Below are 19940 nucleotides of genomic sequence, written 5' to 3' on the forward strand. Positions count from 1 at the left end.
CCTCGTAGCGTGCAACTCGTTGCACGAATAATTAACCTCGATGCGTAATTCACGATTTCATGCGTAGCGTGCATCTTGATGCACGACCAAATTACGCACGGAACGTTATTTAACGCTTTCGGGCATTTATGATTTCGTGCAACTTGTTGCACGAATAATTATTAACCTCGATGCGTAATTCACGATTTCATGCATAGCGTGCATCTTGATGCACGACCAAATTACGCACGGAACGTTATTTAACGCTTTCGGGCATTCATGATTTCGTGCAACAAGTTGCACGCTACGATTCACTAAAATAGTGATATGAAAATAAACACGGTTACCGGTTTTCACAAGCTCCTTGAGGGGCTTGTGAAGTCTAGGCTCTTATAGAGGAGCCTAAAAACCTCATTTTTTATGTGACTTCAATCACAGATCACCAAAAAAGTCGTTTACTAATAAACAGACCATCTATATTTTGTTAACAATTATATAACAAAAGGAGGTTTTCTCATGCAATTCACACTATCAAAACAATATAGCCCTATTCGCCAAGCGATCACTGCAAACTATCGTTTAGATGAGAAAAGTGCGGTCGATTCTTTAGTGAAAACATTAGATTTTTCTCCAGAACAAGAACAACGCATCACAGACAATGCTATTAAGTTAATTAAAAAATTACGCCAACTTAAACAAAAACAATATGGCGCGGATGCCTTAATGCAAGAGTTTTCATTAAGCAGTGAAGAAGGGGTTGCGTTAATGTGCTTGGCTGAAGCCTTGTTACGTATTCCTGATGCACAAACCCGCGATGACTTAATTTATGAGAAATTGCAAGAAGGGAACTGGAAATCTCACATCGGCAATTCCAATTCGTTCTTCATCAACGCCGCAAGTTATGGCCTACTCTTTGGTAAAAAAATCAGCGAAACGCTTGATGAAAATAGTTTATCGAATGCACTCACCCGTAGTTTCTCCCGTTTGTCTGCGCCCATTATGCGTATGGCAATTATCAAATCTATGCAGATTTTGGGTAAACAGTTCGTTACCGGCGTGACTATGCAAGAGGCCCTACAAAACATCAAACCACGCTACGAAAAAGGCTTTACCTTCTCTTTTGATATGTTGGGCGAAGCTGCAATGACTGAAGCCGATGCGCAACGCTATTTCAATGATTATTTACATGCTATTGAAGAAGTGGGCAAAGACGCAGCCGGGCGTACCATTTATAACGGCAACAGTGTTTCCGTTAAACTTTCTGCGATTCACCCGAAATATAGCCGTTCCAAATATGATCGTACCATCAATGAGCTTTACCCTCGCTTAAAAGAACTCTTCTTATTAGCGAAAAAATACAACATCAGTATCAATATTGATGCGGAAGAAGCCAACCGTTTAGAGCTTTCCCTCGATCTTGTGGAAAAATTATTAGATGAACCGGAATTACAAGGCTACAAAGGCATTGGTTTCGTAGTACAGGCTTACTCCAAACGTTGTCCATTTGTATTGGATTATTTAATTAATTTAGCCCGAGAAAAACAAGGCTATTTGATGATTCGTCTTGTTAAAGGCGCTTATTGGGACAGCGAAATTAAATGGGCACAAGCAGACGGTTTGGACGGTTTCCCACTTTACACACGTAAAAATCACACCGATATTTCTTATATTGCTTGTGCGAAAAAATTGTTTGCTGCACAAGATGTCATTTATCCGCAATTTGCCACCCATAACGTGCAAACCATGTGCACGATTCACGAATTAGGACAAGGTAAAAACTTTGAATTCCAATGCCTACACGGCATGGGGGAATCTCTTTATGACAATATTGTGGGGAAAGAAAATCTGAACCGACAAGTTCGTGTCTATGCACCGGTGGGGACTCACGCCACCTTGTTAGCCTATTTAGTCCGCCGTCTCTTAGAAAACGGTGCAAACTCCTCTTTCGTTCACCAGCTGGTTGATGAAAGCATTCCGGTCGAACAACTTGTGACACCACCATGGAAACTTTATGCCAAATCTCATGGCGAGCCGAATAAATCTGTTCTCAAACCGTTAGAATTATTTAAAAACCGTAAAAACTCCGCCGGTTTCGATCTGAGCAATGAACTGGAATTAGCAAGATTAGAACAAGCGCTGAATGCGGCAATCATTGAAAATGCGGTGTCTTTAGTCGCATTTGAAAATGCTGAAAATGCACCGGCACATCAAGTCACCAATCCGGCCAATCTCAATGAAACGGTTGCAGAAGTCGCCTTTTTATCCGTAAATCAGGCGGAAAAAGCGTTTATCGCTGCCGACAATACCCAATGGAAAGCTAAAAGTGCGGTGGAAAAAGCCAATGTTTTACGTAATGCTGCCGACTTATATGAAGAACATTTCGGCTTATTGATGAAACTCGCTGTAGTTGAAGCGGGAAAAACCTTGCCAAACGCCATCGCCGAATTGCGTGAAGCCGTGGATTTCTTACGCTATTACGCCGTTCAATTAGAACAGCTCGCAACACAAAATCACCTTGCCGAGCCTCGTGGAAAAGTGCTTTGTATTTCTCCATGGAACTTCCCATTAGCCATCTTTACCGGCCAAATTGCCGCCTCTTTAGCGGCGGGCAATGCAGTGATTGCAAAACCGGCTGAACAAACCTCATTAATTGCGTATGCCGCCGTGAAACTCTTACACCAAGCCGGCATCCCGAAAGAAACCCTACAACTGGTGTTAGGTGCAGGGGATTTGGGGGCTGCGTTAGTCCAACAAGCTTTTGATGGCGTCGTATTTACCGGCTCAACCGAAGTAGCCAAACTCATTGAGCAACGCCTGTCATTGGCAGATAACGATCCTGTGTTGATTGCGGAAACCGGCGGTCAAAACGTGCTTGTTGTTGATTCTTCAGCCTTACCGGAACAAGTCGTTGCTGATGTTCTCAGCTCAGCCTTTGACTCGGCAGGTCAGCGTTGTTCCGCATTACGCATCTTATTATTACAAGAAGATGTGGCAGATCACTATTACAAGATGATCACGGAAACCATTAAAGAATTAAGTTTAGGCGACCCACGTCTATTGGCTACCGACATCGGCCCAGTGATTGATGAAGAAGCCAAACAAAATCTTGAAAACCACAAAGCAACCATGCGCAAAGTCGCCCGCGCTTATGCGGAAATCGACACGCCGACTCAAGGGCATTTTGTGGCACCGAGTGTGTATTTGTTGGATAACCTCGATCAAGTACAGCGTGAAGTCTTCGGTCCGATTCTACACATCGTACGTTATAAAAAAGATAACTTACTCAATGTCCTCAAAGCGGTAAATGAAAAAGGTTATGCGCTGACCGGTGGTTGCCATACCCGCATTCGTAAACACATGGATATTGTGGAGCGCCACTTAAACTGCGGCAACTTCTATATCAACCGTAATATTGTAGGTGCGGTGGTTGGTGTTCAACCGTTCGGTGGACACGGATTATCCGGCACAGGGCCGAAAGCCGGCGGTGAGTTCTATTTGCAATGCTTAACCCGTACACCTTGCTATTACAGCCAATTTGGCGATGAAAATACGCTAGGCACAACCAAACCGGTATTAGAAAGTATCACTGGTGAACACAACTCCTTAGCTTATCTGCCTTGTGAAGTGGCGATTCTCAACGGCGACTTAGCGGCAGCAGAAAAAGCGGCAGAAAAATTGCTTGCCAAAGGTTTTAGCATTTTGGTGGAACCGCAGCATCCATTAGCCGCCAAAGCCAAACCGGGCATTCGTGTTGATACGAAGTTAGGTCATTGTCAAAAAGGCATTTATTTGACCGCACTTGATAAAGCCAAACGTCAATGGTTGGCTGAAAACAGTAAAGCTATTTTCAAATGTTACGACTGGCAAGATACCCAAGATTTACTGCCATTGTATGATGAGTTTTCCCGCAGTTATAACACCACTGCGGCTGGTGGAAACACCTCATTAATGTCCTCTCAAGAAGAATAAAAGGAGTGTTTTATGCAAATCTACATCACTTTTGGCCTCTATTTGGCAATTATTTTAGGCATTGGGTTATACGCCTATCGTTCCACCAAAAATTTTGATGATTACATTTTGGGTGGACGAAAAATGGGAAGTTTCGTGACCGCCATGTCTGCCGGTGCTTCCGACATGTCCGGCTGGCTATTAATGGGGTTACCCGGCGCAATTTTCTTATCAGGTCTTTCCGAAGCATGGATTGCTGTCGGCTTAACCGTTGGTGCCTATTTGAACTATCGCGTTGTGGCAGGTCGTTTGCGGATTTTCACTGAGAAATATAGCAATGCGCTGACCCTGCCTGAGTTTTTTGCACAGCGTTTTCCTCGTCAGAAAAAAGCATTAAAAATTATTTCTTCAGGCATTATTCTCTTCTTCTTTACCATTTACTGCGCTTCCGGCGTGGTTGCGGGAGCGAAGTTATTCCAAAGCTTATTGGGCTTGGAATACTCCACCGCACTTTGGTTAGGGGCATTAGCGACCATTACTTACACCTTTATTGGTGGCTATTTAGCGGTTTCATGGAGTGATACTATCCAAGCCTCATTAATGATTTTCGCCCTGATTCTTGCGCCGGTTATGGTATTGCTCAACATCAGCTGGGATGAAATCACAATGTCTTTGGAAGCTAAATCTGCCGTCACCGGCATTCCTTACAGCAACTGGCTGCACAATGTTTCCGGTATCGGTGTTATCTCTGCATTGGCTTGGGGCTTGGGTTATTTCGGACAACCACACATTCTTGCCCGTTTCATGGCAGCAGACTCTGTGGCTTCTCTCGAAAAAGCCCGTCGAATCGGAATTTCTTGGATGTTCCTCTGCCTTGGCGGCGCCGTTGCAGTGGGCTATTTTGGATTGGCCTATTTCACCACCCAAAATATTGAACTATACAATGCAGAAGCAGTTTTCATTGAGTTAAGCAAAGCCATGTTTAACCCTTGGATTGTCGGTATCGTCTTATCCGCAATCTTAGCGGCGGTCATGAGTACCCTGTCCGCCCAATTATTAATGTGCTCTGCCGCAATTACGGAGGATTTCTATAAAGGTTTCTTCCGTAAAGGAGCCTCAAGCCTTGAATTGGTCTGGGTCGGTCGTTTAATGGTATTGTTAATCTCTGTGGTTGCCATCGCTATCGCACAAGATCCAAACTCTAAAGTAATGGGCTTAGTTTCCTATGCATGGGCAGGTTTTGGTGCCGCATTCGGTCCAGTGGTGATTCTTTCCCTGTTCAACCGCAATATTAGCTCCAAAGCGGCATTATGGGGAATGTTATCCGGCGCTATCACGGTGGTTGCTTGGAGCCCATTAATGAAATACTTGGGCTGGGAAGATTTGTCTCACCTCTATGAAATCGTCCCTGGCTTCTTGGTGTGTTCTTTCATCACCATTACCTCTTCCGTTTTCGCACCGGTACATCCGAAAGTGATGGAACAATTTGATGCCGCTTTAGCTGAATTTGAAGCACGACGCTAAAAAAGTGCGGTCATTTTTAAATGTAAAATAGGGCGGAATTTCCGCCCTATTTTATACATTTCTTATTTAATTATGTAAATAAAAAATGATCTGCATCCCAAACGTTGGACTCAACATCCAACCATTGAGGTGCAGATTTTTTATGGCTAAATGCAATAATCTTCTTTTAACAGATGACGATAGGCATAAAGGTAAGAGGCGCCGACAAATGCTGCACCGTCGGTGACATTGCCTAGAAAGACCGGAATCATGTTAAAGAAAAATTGGTGCCAAGTGACATTCGCGCCGGCAAAAATGCCTGCCGGAATAATAAACATATTAGCGACAAAGTGTTGTAATCCAACAAGAACGAAAATCATCACCGGGAACCACATGGCAAGGATTCGGCCGGAGGTTTGTTTCGCGCCGAAATAGAACCAAATGCCCATACAGACCATCCAGTTACAGGCGATGGCGGAAAGAAAGGCTCGACCAAAATCCATTTGCACTTTGGCTTCGGCAATGGCGATAGTTTTTGCGGCAGCTGCACCTTCTGAAAGCCCGACATAATGTCCTAAGAAATAGGCCATAAAAAGCGCACCGGCTAAATTTCCTAAGCTGACGACAATCCAGTTACGAAAGAGTTTCTTAAAGCTCACTCTTCTGGTTAAACGGCCTAATGCCATCATCATGTTGCCGGTGGCCAGTTCACCGCCGCCGATTAAAATACAAATTAAACAAATTGGGAAGACTGCCGCGCCTAGCAGGGTGGCTAATCCACTCCATTCTGGTGGAATGCCACTCACCACTTTTAAATAGGCCATATAACCAAAACTGACATAGCCACCGCCTAAAAAGCTTAAAATCGCTAGCGTTTTTAAGCGTCCTTCTGATTTCGCATAACTTTTTTCAATGACATCTTGTAAGATTTCATGGGGGTAAAGATCACGGTGTTGCATAGTTTTTCCTCTAATGAAATAAGATGGTAAAAATCTAGCAAAGCAAAAGAAAAAACGAAAGAATTGTTAAATATATATACGGCGTTTTAGTTATAACGAAAGTGAATAAGCGTTGGGCGTGTCATTGTGCGGTGAATTTTAAAAACGTTTTTAAAAACCACCGCACTTTTTATGTGGGGAGAGGGGGGCGTTTAGCGTCTAAACATTCCGCCTAATCCGCCGAGCCCGCCGCCCATTAAGCCTTGCATGCCGCGCATCATTTTTGCCATGCCGCCTTTACGCATTTTCTTCATCATACGTTGCATTTCGTCAAATTGTTTGAGCAGCTTGTTTACATCTTGCACCTGCGTGCCGGAACCAAGAGCAATGCGACGACGGCGAGAACCTTTGATGATGTCCGGATTCGCGCGTTCTTTTAAGGTCATGGAATTAATGATGGCTTCGAGTTTGTTGAACATTTTGTCATCCACCTGATTTTTCACATGATCCGGCAGGTTTTTCGCGCCCGGTAATTTTTCTAACATGGACATCATACCACCCATTTTTTTCATTTCGCGTAATTGTTCGCGGAAATCTTCTAAGGTGAAATCGTCGCCTTTTTTAAATTTTTGCGCCATTTTTTCCGCTTTTTCACGGTCAACGGAACGTTCTAAATCTTCAATCAAAGAAAGTACATCACCCATGCCGAGAATGCGTGACGCCACCCGATCCGGATGGAAAGGTTCTAAGGCATCGGTTTTTTCACCCACCCCGAGGAATTTAATCGGCTTGCCGGTGATTTGGCGAATAGACAACGCTGCACCACCGCGGGCATCGCCGTCCACTTTGGTGAGGATGACTCCGGTAAGTGGCAAAGCCTCATTAAAGGCTTTTGCCGTATTCGCTGCATCCTGACCGGTCATAGCATCCACGGTGAAGAGCGTTTCGATTGGATTTAATGCCGCATGAACCTGCTTGATTTCATCCATCATTTCACTATCAACGTGCAAACGACCTGCAGTATCCACGATCAGCACATCGTAGAATTTTAATTTCGCGTCTGCCAACGCGGCTTTCGCAATATCTACCGGCTTTTGTTTCACATCAGACGGGAAAAAATCAACATTAACCCCTTGTGCGAGGGTTTCTAATTGTTTGATCGCTGCAGGACGGTAAACGTCGGCAGAAACAACAAGCACTTTTTTCTTATGACGTTCACGCAGAAATTTGGCCAGTTTACCCACGCTGGTGGTTTTTCCCGCCCCTTGCAGACCCGCCATTAAAATCACGGCAGGCGGTTGGGTAGCCAGATTTAAACTTTCGTTGGCTTCACCCATCGCCGCTTCTAATTCGGCTTGGACGATTTTGACGAATTCTTGTCCCGGGGTGAGGCTTTTATTGACTTCTACTCCAATGGCACGTTCTTTTACATTGTTAATAAAATCGCGCACGACCGGCAATGCCACATCGGCTTCTAACAATGCCATGCGAACTTCTCGCAAAGTTTCTTTAATGTTATCTTCGGTTAAACGACCTCGACCGCTGATATTGCGTAAGGTTTTGGAAAGACGATCGGATAAATTCTCAAACATAATATTTCCTGTGGTTAAATCGGAAAGGTATCATCGATAAAATGCCGTTCATTATACTGAAATTCCGCGCATTTTCACGTCAAATAAAGTCGTGGCGATTTTAGCTTGATCTCGTTAGAATAAAACGCCAACAAAACAAAGGAAGAATAATTATGTGGTTTGCTGTTTTATCAATTCTTTTTTACCTCATCAGTGTGTTACGCATTGCGCCGATTTTATTAACCTCGCAAGTGGCGGGAGCCGATGTTAAAACTAAAAAAACACAGTTTTTTTTGACCGCACTTTTGGCGGTGGTTTTTCACCTTATTAGCACTTTCCCACTATTGGGAAACTTAGCGGAAGGGCAGAATTTTAGCATTATGGAAGTGGCTTCATTGATGAGCGTCATGATCGCCATACTTGCCACGTTAGCCATGTTGCGCGTTAACACCATGTGGTTTGTGTTACCGATTGTTTATTGTTTTTCCATTATTAATTTGATTTATGCCACTTTTCTACCAAGCCACATCATTCAATTGTTGAATCAAAATACATCAATGCTTTTTCACATCGGCTTGTCGATTTTTGCCTATGCCGTGTGCTGTATCGCGACCCTGTATGCGATTCAGTTGGTCTGGCTTGATCGTCGTTTGAAAAGCAAAAAGATGACTTTTTCACCAATGGTGCCGCCGCTTATGACAGTAGAACGTCATTTTTTCCGTTTATTGGTCAGTGGCGAAGTATTGATGACATTCACCCTCATCTCCGGCACCTTTCATTTGGTTAATGCTATGACGCCGGATAATATTCATAAAGGTTTATTTTCGTTGTTCGGCTGGATTGTATTCGGCATTGCGATTTTGGGCTATAAGCACTACCGCTGGCGTGGAAAAAAGATGATTATTTATGCAATTTCAGGTATGATTTTGCTCACGATTGCTTATTTCGGTAGTCGTCTGATTGTGTAATATCAGTAAATGAGAAAAAAGTGCGGTGAGTTTTTCCCGCCTTTTTTATTTTTAAGTCAATGTAAGGATTTCACTTTGGACAGTATTCCCCTTAGTACGTTATTTATCATTTTAATTGCCTGTTTGGTCCTTTCTGCCTATTTTTCCGGCTCCGAAACAGGTTTGCTTTCTTTAAATAAATATCGCCTGCGTTTTTTAGCAGAGCAGGGCAATAAAGGCGCCAAAAAAGCGGAGATGTTGCTTGCTAAACCGGACAAACTACTGAGTTTTATTCTTATCTTTAATAACCTTGTGAATATTAGTGCCTCCGCAATTGCGACCGTGATTGGGATGCGATTATATGGCGATGCCGGTGTGGCGATTGCCACCGGTGCATTAACGTTCGTGATGTTGATTTTCTCTGAAATTTTCCCCAAAACTGTGGCAGCGATGCACCCGGAAAAAGTGGGATTGACCTCGAGCCATCTATTAACCCCATTACTCAAGGTTTTTGCTCCTTTAGTTTGGGTGATGAATGTGTTCACCAAATTTTTAATGCGTTTAGTGGGCTTAAAACCGGATCTGAAGAAACAAGTCATTAGCCGCGAAGAATTGCGCAGCATCGTTTCCGAAGCGGGAGAAGCGACACCGGATGAGCAACATCCGCAAATGTTGCTGTCTATTTTGGATATGGAAACCGTTACCGTGGATGACATCATGGTGCCGCGCAATGAAATCGGCGGCATTGATATTGATGATGACTGGAAATCTATCATGCGACAGCTCAATCATGCGGCACATAACCGCGTGGTGTTGTATAAAGGCAGTATGGACGAAAACGTACTGGGTATTTTACGCGTGCGTGAAGCGTTCCGTTTGTTGCTGGAAAAAAATGAATTTACCAAAGAAACCTTGATTCGTGCTGCCGATGAAGTGTATTTCATTCCTGAAGGCACGGCTTTAAAGACGCAATTAGCTAATTTCCGTAATAAAAAAGAGCGTATCGGCTTGGTGGTGGATGAATATGGCGATATTAAAGGTTTGGTTACCTTGGAAGACATTTTGGAAGAAATCGTGGGCGATTTCACCACCTCTAACACGCCGACCATTGATGAAGAAGTGATGCCACAATCTGATGGTTCAATGATTATTGAAGGTTCTGCCAATTTGCGCGATTTAAATAAAATGTTTCATTGGAATTTGGACACTGAAGATGCCCGCACATTTAACGGTTTGATTTTGGAACACTTAGAAGAAATCCCTGAAGAAGGCACTGTCTGTGAAATTAATGGCTTACGCATTACTATTTTAGAAGTGGGTGAAAATATGATTAAACAGGCAAAAGTCGTGAAATTATAGCGCGCCTTGATGAAGACAAATCCGTACCTGAAAGTCTCTTAACAGAGAAGACAAGGTGCGGATTTTTGTTTTTTTAAATCAATATGGCATGTCATCAGCCGCAGAATACGCGAGATTATTTTTCAATAATCTGCTTAACCAAGGTTTGTAACGTCGGAATGACTTCCTGTGCAAACCAAGGGTTTTTCGCCTGCCAGAGTTGATTTCGTGGAGAGGGATGCACTAAGGGCAAAAAGTGCGGTAGAAATTCACGGTAGTTTTTTACTGTGTCCGTCACGTTCAGCGTATTGCCCGGCAGGTAATAACGTTGCGCATATTGCCCGATGAGAATGGTCAATTCAAGTTGAGGGAGTTGTGCCAAAATTTGAGGATGCCATTTTGCGGCAAAACCTTTACGTGGTGGTAAATCACCGGATTTTCCTTTGCCCGGATAATAAAAATCCATGGGAATCACGGCAAATAAGCCGGAATGATAGAACAGATCGCGATCTACACCGAGCCAATGACGAAGTCGATCGCCACTTTGATCGTTCCAATACAAGCGACTATTTTGTGCTTTTAACCCCGGCGCCTGCCCCACAATGTTAATGCGAGCGGTAACAGGCGCTGCGAACAAGGGCGCAATACCTCTGTCGGTGAAAGAACGATTTTCCGGATCCGCCATAATGGCTTGGGTGATTTGATCCTGCGTTTGCATACACACCTCCAACGTTGTGTTAACGATTACGCCGTTTTCTTTTCCAATGCGTCTAACAGCTTCTGATGAATACCGCCAAAGCTGCCGTTCGACATCACCAAAATATGATCCGTTGGTTTGGCTTCAGCTGCAATGAGATGAACAAAGTCATCCAAATTATCGCTGTCATACGCTGGCTGAGTTAAATGCGCAGCGATTTCCGCCACTTTCCACGGAATGGTGTCCGGTTGAAATAAAAATACCGCATCTGCTTTTTCTAAAGCTGGCGCGATGTCCTCTTTATGTACGCCCATTTTCATGGTGTTAGAACGCGGTTCCAATACCGCCAAAATACGTTCATTTTGCCCCACTTTATCGCGAAGTGCGGTCAATGTAGCTTGTATTTCTGTTGGATGATGGGCGAAATCATCGTAAACTGTCACGCCCTGAACATTTCCCTTCACTTCCAAGCGGCGTTTTGCGTTAATAAATGTCCCCAGCGCCGCACAGGCATTTTCAATACTTACGCCCGCATGATGCGCCGCCGCAATCGCCATTAAGCCGTTACGCATATTGTGCTCGCCTACAATATTCCAATGCACCTCTGCCACTTTTTCACCGTTATGGAACACGGCAAATTCCGTGCAATCGTGTTTAATGCGTTCCGCATACCATTCTTGATCGCGACCGACATATTGGCATTCAGACCAACAACCCATTGATAAAGTTTGTTGAACGCTTTCTTCATGAGCAAAAGAGAGAATCCGTCCATTGTTTGGAATGGTACGAATCATGTGGTGGAACTGACGTTGAATGGCTTTCAAATCATCAAAAATATCCGCATGATCAAAACCAATATTATTAATAATCAACGTGCGCGGGTTGTAATGCACAAATTTTGAGCGTTTATCAAAAAATGCCGTGTCATATTCATCCGCTTCAATCACGAAATACGGGCTCTTACCTAAACGGGCGGAAATCCCGAAATTGCCTGCAATACCACCGATTAAAAAGCCCGGTTGCAAACCGTTTTGTTCCAAAATCCACGTCAGCATCCCGGTGGTGGTGGTTTTTCCATGGGTTCCTGATACCGCCAGAACCCAACGATCACGTAATAAATGATCATGCAACCACTGTGGCCCTGAGGTATAAGGCAGGTTATTTGCCAACATATATTCAATACAAGGATTACCGCGTTTCATGGCATTGCCCACAATCACCATATCCGGTGCAGGTTGCAGTTGGCTTGGGTCAAAGTGCGGTATGATTTCAATGTTATTTTCCGCAAGGAACGTGCTCATCGGTGGGTAAACGTTGGTGTCAGAACCGGTAACATGGTAGCCCATTTGTTTGGCAATCATGGCAATACCGCCCATAAACGTGCCGCAAATACCTAAAATATGAAGATGTTTGGTTGTCATTTGGAGTCCTTATTCCTTCCAATTTCTGATGTAAAGGCGAAAAATGTGTTGTGAATCACAGAAATAGGAATCTTTTTAATCATCTGAAAACGGAGCTGTTATAATAAGACAAGTTACGATTTGAGTAAATTTATTCATCAAATAAGGAAAAAGTATGAAAACGTTAGGCGAATTTATTGTAGAAAAACAAGCGGAATACCCAAATGCTAAAGGGGAATTAAGTGGCATTTTGTCCTCAATTCGCTTAGTGGCAAAAGTGATTCACCGCGATATTAACAAAGCCGGCTTAACTAACAATATTATCGGCAACTCCGGTGTAGAAAATGTGCAAGGCGAAGCGCAAATGAAATTAGACTTGTTCGCTCACAACACGATGAAACAAGCCCTCATGAGCCGCGAAGAAGTGGCTGGTTTTGCTTCCGAAGAAGAAGAAAATTTCATTGCTTTTGATACGGAGCGTGGTCGCAACGCGAAATACGTCATTTTAACCGACCCATTGGACGGTTCCTCCAATATTGATGTTAACGTTGCCGTCGGTACCATTTTCTCCATTTATCGCCGCATTTCACCGGTAGGCACGCCGGTCACCTTAGAAGACTTTATGCAACCGGGTAATCGCCAAGTGGCAGCAGGCTATATCGTGTATGGTTCCTCCACTATGTTGGTTTATACCACAGGACATGGCGTCAACGGCTTTACTTACGATCCATCACTCGGTGTGTTCTGCCTCTCTCATGAAAACATTCAAATTCCAAAAACCGGTAAAATTTATTCCATTAACGAAGGGCAATACCTCAAATTCCCGGTAGGCGTGAAAAAATACCTGAAATATTGCCAAGAAGAAGATAAAGAAACTCAACGTCCTTACACTTCTCGTTATATCGGTTCTTTGGTGTCCGACTTCCACCGCAACATGCTTAAAGGCGGTATCTATATTTATCCAAGTGCCACAAACTACCCGAACGGCAAATTGCGTTTACTTTATGAAGGCAACCCAATGGCATTCTTGGCAGAACAAGCCGGCGGTGTGGCAAGTGACGGTTATAACCGCATTTTGGATATTCAACCGACTGCATTACACCAACGCGTTCCACTTTTCATTGGTTCCAGAGAAATGGTGAAAAAAGCCGAACAATTAATGCGTGATTTTAAAGAGTAATCCATTAAGTGCGGTCAGAAAATGACGCATTTCATTTAAAAAAACGTTCATAAAAAAACCTCCTCAATTCTGAGGAGGTTTTTTCTTACCAAAATAATGCGATTACGGCAAATACGCAAAAGTTGCCCACAACGGCAAACTGGCCGTCATGAACAAAAGAATAAGCAGACTGTGATAAGACAACGTCCATTTTTTGAAAACATGGATTGCCAACATGGCCGCCATCACGAAATGCAATAAGAGATAAAGCAACAAAGCAAATTCGTTGCTAAAAACCACCGCACTTTGTTGAGAAAGCATGAGTAAATTCGCTAACACAAAAAGCGCATTCAGTGCCAGGAACGCAATCGCCGCTAGCATCAACAACGCAATAAATCCTTTCAGACGATTGCGAGAAATCACTAAAGCTAAATTCGCTAAAATGATGCCCAACAGAATTTGTGCCACGGGGTTAAATTGAATCAGGTTTACTTCGCCAACCAGCATCAAGCCATAGCCAATGACACCTAACATACCGATGAAGGTGGCAGTTCTTAATAAAACATGACGTCGTCTAATCTCAACCGGTTGCTTCCATGTGATGATAGTCATTGCCAAACCACAAAGGCAAACCAAGTCCATGAGAACATTGTGATAGCTTGTCCCTAAACTGAACAACAGCCACACCATCCAAAACAGTCCAAAATAAAGGTTTGCCAGCCCTAAACGGGAACGTTGCCCATTACAAATTTTGCCTTTAATAAAAGCAATCAGACAAATCAGCTGTGCCGTTAATACACCAAGCGCCAAATGCGACATCACGTTAGGCTGTAGCTGCAACCCGAAAGCAAAAAAATCAATAACGAGTAACAAAAAAATGGGGAAGAAAGACGAAAGTGCGGTTAAAAATTTGGGTTGTTCTTCGGACATACGATTTCCTTGTGATAAACAAAGACAAAAATTGCCGTGCATTATGCAAGAATTCCCAAAAACGGTCAAAAGTTAGGGCAAAAGTGCGGTTAAAAAAAGCAACGTTTTTTCAATCCTCACAACACAAAATAAAGTTATGATCTAAAACATGGCATTTTGCCCCTTCTCTCTCTAAAATAACGCAAAAATTCACCGCACTTTAAGGAACCTTATGCTGCTCAGCATTCTTTACATCATTGGTATCACCGCAGAAGCCATTACCGGCGCCCTTGCTGCAGGTCGAGAGAAAATGGATATTTTCGGCGTCGTTATTATTGCCAGCATGACCGCTATCGGTGGCGGTTCCGTGCGCGATGTGCTCTTAGGGCATTATCCGCTTGGGTGGGTAAAACATCCCGAATATTTTATTATCGTCGCCTCGGCTGCGGTGTTAACCGTATTTATCGCGCCTTTTATTCGCCATTTCATGCGTTATTTTCACACCATTTTCTTGGTACTGGATGCCGTTGGGCTTATCGTGTTTTCCATTATTGGTGCCCAAATCGCGTTAGATATGGGGCACGGCACGACAATAGCTGTAATTGCCGCCATTATTACCGGCGCATTCGGCGGGGTGTTGCGTGATTTATTGTGTAATCGCATTCCTCTCGTGTTCCAAAAAGAGTTATACGCCAGCGTGGCATTATTGGCGACGGCTATTTACATCGGCCTACAACATCTACAGGTAGATCAAAACATCGTCATTATCATTACCTTGATTGTCGGCTTTATTACCCGCTTACTAGCAATTTACTTTGAATGGGGCCTGCCGATTTTTGATTATCAGGAACAAGATATTTCAACGCATCATAAAGACGACAAATTACCGCAAAAAGCGAAATAGGAGAAAAGATGTCCGTCAATTTAATTGAAATGGGAAAACAGGCGAAAGAGGCTGCTTTCGTACTTTCCCAGCTTTCCCAACGCGAAAAAAATCAAGCCTTAGCATTAATCGCCGAGCAATTAGAACAAGAACAAGCTCGTATCTTAGCCGCCAATGCGCAAGACATCGAAAGTGCCAAACAAAACGGTTTGTCCGACGCCATTATTGATCGTTTATTGTTAACACCTGAGCGTTTACAGGGCATCGCTAATGACGTGCGTCATGTGATTTCCCTTGCTGATCCCGTTGGACGGATTATTGACGGAGGCGTATTGGATAGTGGTGTCAAAATTAAACGTGTTCGCGTGCCTTTAGGGGTTATCGGTACGATCTACGAAGCGCGTCCGAATGTGACGATTGATGTAGCAAGTCTTTGTTTAAAAACCGGCAACGCTGTCATTCTACGCGGCGGCAAAGAAACACAACATTCCAATAAAATTTTGGTGGACGTGGTGCAAACTGCCTTAGCGCGTGCAGGTTTGCCCAAAGCGGCGGTTCAAGCCATTACCGATCCCGATCGTGCGTTGGTCATGGAATTACTGAAATTAGACCAATATGTGGACATGATCATCCCTCGTGGCGGAGCAGCATTGCATCAATTAGCAAAAGAACATTCCACCATTCCGGTGATTGTCGGCGGTATCGGCGTTTGCCATATGTTCATTGAGGAAACCGCCGATTTGGAAAAAGCCCTGCCGGTGATTTTCAATGCAAAAACACAGCGTCCGAGCACCTGTAACACCTTGGAAACGCTGTTGGTACAACGCAGCATTGCAAATGACTTTTTACCTAAACTGGCAGAAACGTTGAAAGAGAAAAACGTAAAATTACACGCAGATCCGACCGCACTTTTCTTATTGCAAAAAGCCGGTGCCAATGTGGTGCCATTAGTGGAAGCCGAACTGAAACAAGAATGGCTGTCATTGGATTTAAATGTGGTTGTCGTGGAAGATTTAACACAAGCCATCGCCCATATTCGTCAATATGGCAGTCAACACTCCGACAGTATTTTGACCTCTTCGCAAAAGCAGGCACAGCAATTTATTGCGCAAGTGGATTCGGCGGCGGTCTATGTCAATGCCAGCACCCGTTTTACTGACGGAGGACAATTTGGTTTAGGCGCAGAAGTGGCGGTAAGCACACAAAAATTACACGCACGCGGCCCAATGGGATTAGATGCGTTAACCACCTATAAATGGGTTTGCGTAGGTGACTATTCGATCCGTTCTTAAAAAAGAGGGCATTTTTTAAATATTATTTAAAAATTAAAATTAATTGTTTGACAAAACTCCAGTAAATCAGTATTTGTAGAGTAAACACACAAATTATACTTATTTATCGGAGTTTTTTTATGTCTCATCTTTCAGTCGCTAAATTCGGTGGCACCAGCGTCGCCAACTACCCCGCCATGCAATCTTGCGCCAACATCGTGATTGCAGATCCCAATACTCGCGTTGTTGTCCTGTCTGCTTCCGCCGGTATCACCAACTTATTGGTCGCCTTAGCAAACGGTTGTGAAGAACCGGAACGCAATAAATTGCTGAATGAAGTCCGTCAAATTCAAGAAAACATTTTGACAGAATTAAAAGACGACAGTCGCGTGCGTCCAAAAATCGAAGCCTTATTAGCCAATATCACCTCATTGGCGGAAGCCGCGAATTTAGCCACCTCCTTGGCATTAACCGATGAATTAATCAGTCATGGTGAAATGATGTCTTCCTTGATTTTTGTGGAAGTGTTGCGTGAATTACAAATTGAAGCCACTTGGTTGGATGTGCGTACTATTGTTGCCACCAACAGCCATTTCGGCAAAGCCGCACCAAACGATGAACAAACGCGTCAAAACTGCGATAACCTCTTGAAACCGTTAATCGAACGCGGTGAGTTAGTCATTACCCAAGGTTTTATCGGGCGTGATGAACAAGGTAAAACGACCACCTTAGGACGTGGCGGTAGCGACTATTCTGCTGCCCTACTTGCTGAAGTGCTCAATGCGCAAGATGTGTTAATTTGGACGGATGTTGCCGGCATTTACACCACCGATCCTCGCATCGTGCAAACTGCACAACGCATTGATACCATGAGTTTTTCCGAAGCTGCCGAAATGGCAACCTTCGGTGCGAAAGTGTTGCACCCGGCAACCTTACTACCGGCAGTGCGTAGCAATATCCCGGTCTATGTCGGTTCCAGCAAAGCGCCACAAGACGGCGGTACTTGGGTAACTCGCAATCCGCAACCTCGTCCGATATTCCGTGCAATTGCCCTACGTCGTGACCAAACCCTGCTCACACTCTCCAGCTTAAATATGTTGCACGCCCAAGGTTTCTTAGCGAATATCTTTACCATTTTAGCAAAACACAAAATTTCCGTAGATACCATTACCACATCGGAAGTCAGTGTCGCATTAACCTTGGATAAAACCGGATCGGCATCTTCCGGTGCAAGCTTGTTATCAGAAGAATTACTCCGTGAATTAAGTGAATTTTGCACCGTGAAAGTGGATGTGGGTTTATCTTTAATTGCGTTAATTGGCAATGAGTTACATACAGCCTCTGGTGTTGCCAAACGGATTTTGGAAACCTTAGATGCGTATAATATCCGCATGATCAGCTATGGTGCCAGCACCAACAACATTTGCTTATTAGCTGACAGCGATAAGGCCGATAATATTGTTCGAGTCTTACATCGCTCTTTGTTTGAGTAAAACGTATGAAAAAATGACCGCACTTTGCGGTCTCCGTTGGAAAAAACTCACGTCTGTTTGATGTGGTTAAAGGGGAGAAGATGAGATGTCATTTTCTCCTCTTTTCATTGGATTTAGCGGTGTTTTCTCACTGATTTAGCTCTTTTACTAAGAGGTGTTGTTTACGCAGCCCCAAGACCAGCAACATGCCTCCATAAACAATCGCCGCTAAAACAATCAGCCAGGCGAGCCAATGCACACGGGTAAGAAAAGTCATAGCATTCCATTCGATCAAGCTTGGGCTGTTATACCAAACTAACAGTCCCATCATGGCGGCAGCGCACAAAACTTTCAGAAAAAACACCGCACTTTGACGGCTGAAATGATAGATGTTTGCTTTCGCCAAGCCACGATAAAGCAGATAGGCATTTAAGGTTGCCGACATAGCAGAGGCAATGGCCAAACCCACATAGCTAAACGGAATGGCTAAGACATTGAATGCCATGTTGCTCACCATGGCGATGATGCCGATTTTCACCGGCGTTTTGGTATCTTGGCGGGCGTAATAACCGTTGGCCAAAATCTTGATTAACATGAAGCTCAGAAGCCCTGCGTTAAAGCCCCACAGGGAATAAGAGGCGGCCTGAACATCGTTAAAGGTAAAGCTACCGCGCATAAACAGCACGAGCAACATCGGTTGCGCCAACACGGCAATGCCGATCATGGCAGGCACGCCGAGCAATAAAATCATGCGAACGCCCCAGTCCACTGTGTTGCGAAAATCCACCGCACTTTTGGCATTATCGTCACGATTCACATGGTGGCGGGCAAGGGTCGGCAAAATCACCGTAGAAATGGCGATACCGAACAACCCAAGAGGAAACTCTAACAAGCGGTCGGAATAATACAGCCAGCTGATGGAGCCTGTCATTAAAAAACTGGCGATAAAGGTATCAAGGAGCAAGTTGATTTGGCTCACGGAAACACCGAATAAGGCGGGGATCATCAGCATGCGGATTTTCTTCACGCCTTCGTCATGCCACGCCCATTTGGGCTTCACTAATAATTTGGCTTGATATAAGAAAGGCAGTTGAAACAAAAATTGTAATAAACCGCCGAGAAAGATCCCGATAGCCAAGCCTAAATCCGGATTTTCCAACTGCGGTGCCAACCAAAGTGCGGTGGCAATCATGGCAATATTGAGCAACACCGGCGAGAACGACATCACGCCGAATTTGCCGATGGTATTCAGAATTGCGCCGGACAGCGCAACAAAGGTCACAAACCATAAATAAGGAAAGGTGATTTTGAGCAATAACGAGGCTTGCGTGAATTTTTCCGCATTTGGCCCGTCATTCAGCCAATCCACAAACCAACCCGTGCCAAAAATGGCCGCGACCACTGGCGAGCCGATCATCGCCAATAACGTAACGACCGTGACCAAACCGCCCAACGTGCCGGACACTTTGCCAATAAATTCGCGGGTTTTGGATAAATCACCGGATTTTTGATATTCCGCCAACACCGGCACAAACGCTTGTGAAAACGCCCCTTCGGCGAATAATCGACGGAGAAAATTAGGAATACGATTGGCGAACAAAAACACATCCGCCGCTGCACCGGCACCGATTAAATTAGCAATCACTACATCGCGAACCAAGCCTAATACGCGCGAAACAAGCGTCATCCCACTCACGATAATGCCGGATTTTAATAATCTTTTACTCAAAACGAATTACTCTGAATGATAAAATTTGCCTAATTGTATAGAAATTTCGTTTTTACGCTATATTCTAAGGGAAAAAACTGTTAAAATCCCGCGCACATCGTTTGTGTGAGCCCATTTAGGAAGCACTTGTTAAGAATAACGATGCTTACTTTCGGTTGTGTCTCACCGAAATCAAAACAAAATCCCCGTTGACAAA

The 19940-nt window shown here is 44.0% G+C and carries 14 protein-coding genes; 8 read left to right on the forward strand and 6 right to left on the reverse strand.

Going from position 1 to position 19940, the window contains the following annotated elements:
* Positions 1-495: 495 nt before the first annotated feature.
* Positions 496-3948 carry a bifunctional proline dehydrogenase/L-glutamate gamma-semialdehyde dehydrogenase PutA gene (putA, locus tag J5X96_RS03135; protein WP_209364333.1) on the forward strand — a complete coding sequence of 1151 codons (3453 nt, stop codon included), beginning with the start codon at positions 496-498 and terminating at the stop codon, positions 3946-3948.
* Positions 3949-3960: 12 nt separating this feature from the next.
* Entirely contained in the window at positions 3961-5451 is a 1491-nt protein-coding gene (putP, locus tag J5X96_RS03140) for a sodium/proline symporter PutP (RefSeq protein ID WP_209364334.1), read from the forward strand.
* A gap of 146 nt (positions 5452-5597) precedes the next feature.
* On the opposite strand, the gene J5X96_RS03145 is transcribed toward putP, so the two are convergent.
* A complete protein-coding gene (locus J5X96_RS03145) occupies positions 5598-6389 on the reverse strand; it encodes a formate/nitrite transporter family protein (protein ID WP_209364335.1) in 792 nt (263 codons plus the stop codon).
* 191 nt (positions 6390-6580) lie between these two features.
* Positions 6581-7960 carry a signal recognition particle protein gene (ffh, locus tag J5X96_RS03150; protein WP_111295664.1) on the reverse strand — a complete coding sequence of 460 codons (1380 nt, stop codon included), beginning with the start codon at positions 7958-7960 and terminating at the stop codon, positions 6581-6583.
* A 152-nt stretch (positions 7961-8112) separates the two neighbouring features.
* Here ffh and J5X96_RS03155 point away from each other — a divergent pair, with 152 nt between their 5' ends.
* Positions 8113-8907, forward strand: a complete 795-nt coding sequence (locus J5X96_RS03155) for an inner membrane protein YpjD (RefSeq protein WP_048750000.1) — start codon at positions 8113-8115, stop codon at positions 8905-8907.
* A gap of 75 nt (positions 8908-8982) precedes the next feature.
* Entirely contained in the window at positions 8983-10245 is a 1263-nt protein-coding gene (locus J5X96_RS03160) for an HlyC/CorC family transporter (protein ID WP_209364336.1), read from the forward strand.
* 115 nt (positions 10246-10360) lie between these two features.
* Here J5X96_RS03160 and J5X96_RS03165 read toward each other — a convergent pair whose 3' ends face one another.
* Positions 10361-10942: a uracil-DNA glycosylase family protein gene (locus tag J5X96_RS03165; RefSeq protein ID WP_209364337.1), complete on the reverse strand. Its 582-nt coding sequence runs from the start codon at positions 10940-10942 to the stop codon at positions 10361-10363.
* 26 nt (positions 10943-10968) lie between these two features.
* Positions 10969-12342, reverse strand: coding sequence for a UDP-N-acetylmuramate:L-alanyl-gamma-D-glutamyl-meso-diaminopimelate ligase (gene mpl, locus J5X96_RS03170; RefSeq protein ID WP_209364338.1), 1374 nt, complete (start codon positions 12340-12342; stop codon positions 10969-10971).
* Between the two features lie 154 nt (positions 12343-12496).
* On the opposite strand from mpl, the gene fbp reads away from it, so the two are divergent.
* Positions 12497-13501, forward strand: coding sequence for a class 1 fructose-bisphosphatase (fbp, locus tag J5X96_RS03175; protein ID WP_209364339.1), 1005 nt, complete (start codon positions 12497-12499; stop codon positions 13499-13501).
* A 102-nt stretch (positions 13502-13603) separates the two neighbouring features.
* Here fbp and J5X96_RS03180 read toward each other — a convergent pair whose 3' ends face one another.
* Complete coding sequence (locus tag J5X96_RS03180) at positions 13604-14410, reverse strand: hypothetical protein (protein WP_209364340.1); 807 nt, start codon at positions 14408-14410, stop codon at positions 13604-13606.
* A gap of 211 nt (positions 14411-14621) precedes the next feature.
* On the opposite strand from J5X96_RS03180, the gene J5X96_RS03185 reads away from it, so the two are divergent.
* The 3 genes from J5X96_RS03185 to lysC all read left to right on the forward strand — a co-directional run bounded on the left by J5X96_RS03185 (position 14622) and on the right by lysC (position 18036).
* Positions 14622-15293, forward strand: coding sequence for a trimeric intracellular cation channel family protein (locus J5X96_RS03185; protein WP_209364341.1), 672 nt, complete (start codon positions 14622-14624; stop codon positions 15291-15293).
* An 8-nt stretch (positions 15294-15301) separates the two neighbouring features.
* Positions 15302-16564 (forward strand): glutamate-5-semialdehyde dehydrogenase, encoded by a 1263-nt coding sequence (proA, locus tag J5X96_RS03190; RefSeq protein ID WP_209364342.1) that lies wholly within the window; start codon positions 15302-15304, stop codon positions 16562-16564.
* A gap of 119 nt (positions 16565-16683) precedes the next feature.
* Complete coding sequence (gene lysC, locus J5X96_RS03195) at positions 16684-18036, forward strand: lysine-sensitive aspartokinase 3 (protein WP_209364343.1); 1353 nt, start codon at positions 16684-16686, stop codon at positions 18034-18036.
* A 127-nt stretch (positions 18037-18163) separates the two neighbouring features.
* Here lysC and murJ read toward each other — a convergent pair whose 3' ends face one another.
* The gene (gene murJ, locus J5X96_RS03200; RefSeq protein WP_209364344.1) at positions 18164-19744 is read right to left on the reverse strand and encodes a murein biosynthesis integral membrane protein MurJ; all 1581 of its coding nucleotides are present in this window, start codon (positions 19742-19744) and stop codon (positions 18164-18166) included.
* Positions 19745-19940 lie beyond the last annotated feature (196 nt).

This window comes from Aggregatibacter sp. 2125159857 (assembly GCF_017798005.1).
GTDB lineage: Bacteria > Pseudomonadota > Gammaproteobacteria > Enterobacterales > Pasteurellaceae > Aggregatibacter.

Coding starts and splice junctions, on each gene's coding strand:
- mpl (WP_209364338.1), bottom strand. CDS start 12,342: ATGACAACCAAACATCTTCATATTTTAGGTATTTGCGGCACGTTTATG.
- lysC (WP_209364343.1), top strand. CDS start 16,684: ATGTCTCATCTTTCAGTCGCTAAATTCGGTGGCACCAGCGTCGCCAAC.
- J5X96_RS03155 (WP_048750000.1), top strand. CDS start 8,113: ATGTGGTTTGCTGTTTTATCAATTCTTTTTTACCTCATCAGTGTGTTA.
- fbp (WP_209364339.1), top strand. CDS start 12,497: ATGAAAACGTTAGGCGAATTTATTGTAGAAAAACAAGCGGAATACCCA.
- putA (WP_209364333.1), top strand. CDS start 496: ATGCAATTCACACTATCAAAACAATATAGCCCTATTCGCCAAGCGATC.
- J5X96_RS03180 (WP_209364340.1), bottom strand. CDS start 14,410: ATGTCCGAAGAACAACCCAAATTTTTAACCGCACTTTCGTCTTTCTTC.
- ffh (WP_111295664.1), bottom strand. CDS start 7,960: ATGTTTGAGAATTTATCCGATCGTCTTTCCAAAACCTTACGCAATATC.
- proA (WP_209364342.1), top strand. CDS start 15,302: ATGTCCGTCAATTTAATTGAAATGGGAAAACAGGCGAAAGAGGCTGCT.
- putP (WP_209364334.1), top strand. CDS start 3,961: ATGCAAATCTACATCACTTTTGGCCTCTATTTGGCAATTATTTTAGGC.
- J5X96_RS03185 (WP_209364341.1), top strand. CDS start 14,622: ATGCTGCTCAGCATTCTTTACATCATTGGTATCACCGCAGAAGCCATT.
- J5X96_RS03165 (WP_209364337.1), bottom strand. CDS start 10,942: ATGCAAACGCAGGATCAAATCACCCAAGCCATTATGGCGGATCCGGAA.
- J5X96_RS03145 (WP_209364335.1), bottom strand. CDS start 6,389: ATGCAACACCGTGATCTTTACCCCCATGAAATCTTACAAGATGTCATT.